The sequence below is a fragment of the Agromyces binzhouensis genome (genome assembly GCF_004135055.1).
Taxonomy (GTDB): Bacteria; Actinomycetota; Actinomycetes; order Actinomycetales; family Microbacteriaceae; genus Agromyces; species Agromyces binzhouensis.
Genome location: NZ_SDPL01000701.1, coordinates 1 through 914 on the forward strand (window position 1 = coordinate 1; position 914 = coordinate 914).

A 914-nucleotide genomic window follows, 5' to 3' on the forward strand; every position below is an offset into this window, starting at 1 on the left:
GGTCCGGCCGGCCTCGGCGCCCGGCCCGCGGCCGCGGCTCGCCCCGCCGGGAAGGGCGGCCTCGATCGCGGCGATGATCGCCGGGTCGTCGGGCACCGTGGTCGGACGGAACCGACGGACCTCGCCGTCGGGGAGGACGAGGAACTTCTCGAAGTTCCAGACGACGCGGCCGGCCCTGCCGGAGGCATCCGCCGTCTGCTTCAACTCGGTGTAGAGCGGGTGCTCGCTGCGGCCGTTGACCTTCACCCGGTCGAGGATCGGGAAGGTGATGCCCCACGTGGACCGGCAGTACTCGCTGATCGCGTCGTTGGAGGAGAGCTCCTGCAGGAACTGGTTGCTCGGGAAGCCGAGCACCGTGAAGCCGCGGTCGGCGTACGTGCGCTGGAGCTCCTCGAGTTGCTCGTACTGCGGGGCGAGCCCGCACCGCGATGCGACGTTCACGACGAGCCTGACCTGGCCTGCCCAGTCGCCCAGCGTGCGGGTCTCGCCGGACATCGTGCGGAACGGGATCGTCTCGAGCTCGGTCATGCGTCGTTGCTCCTCGGTTCGGTCCGTCCACGGTAGCGCGGTGCGCTGGGAGGCTCCTCGCAGTCGGCGTTCGCGGGTCGCGCGGACGTCGCGTCAGCGGGTCGCGCGGGCCAGGTAGACCGCCTCGGTGCGACTCGACGCCCCGAGCTTGCGGAGGATGGCGGAGACGTGCACGCTCGCGGTCTTGCCGCTGATGTACAGCCGCTCGCCGATCTGCCGGTTGCTGAGGCCCTCGGCGATGAGGTCGAGCACCTGGCGTTCGCGCGCGGTGAGCTCGGCGATCGCATCGGCCGGTTCGTCCGCTCCGGCCACGCCCGCGGCGCCGTGCCGGGTGTCGTGGTGCGTCGCGCCGTCGAGCGCGAGGCCCGCCTGCATCGCGACGCGCG

General features: G+C 72.3%; 2 protein-coding genes. Both read right to left on the reverse strand.

The window, feature by feature from the left end; translation table 11 throughout:
- A partial coding sequence (locus ESO86_RS17740) for a glutathione peroxidase (protein WP_165308362.1) occupies positions 1 to 528 on the reverse strand: 528 nt, incomplete at its 3' end.
- Positions 529 to 621: 93 nt separating this feature from the next.
- A partial coding sequence (locus ESO86_RS17745; RefSeq protein ID WP_165308363.1) for a helix-turn-helix domain-containing protein occupies positions 622 to 914 on the reverse strand: 293 nt, incomplete at its 5' end.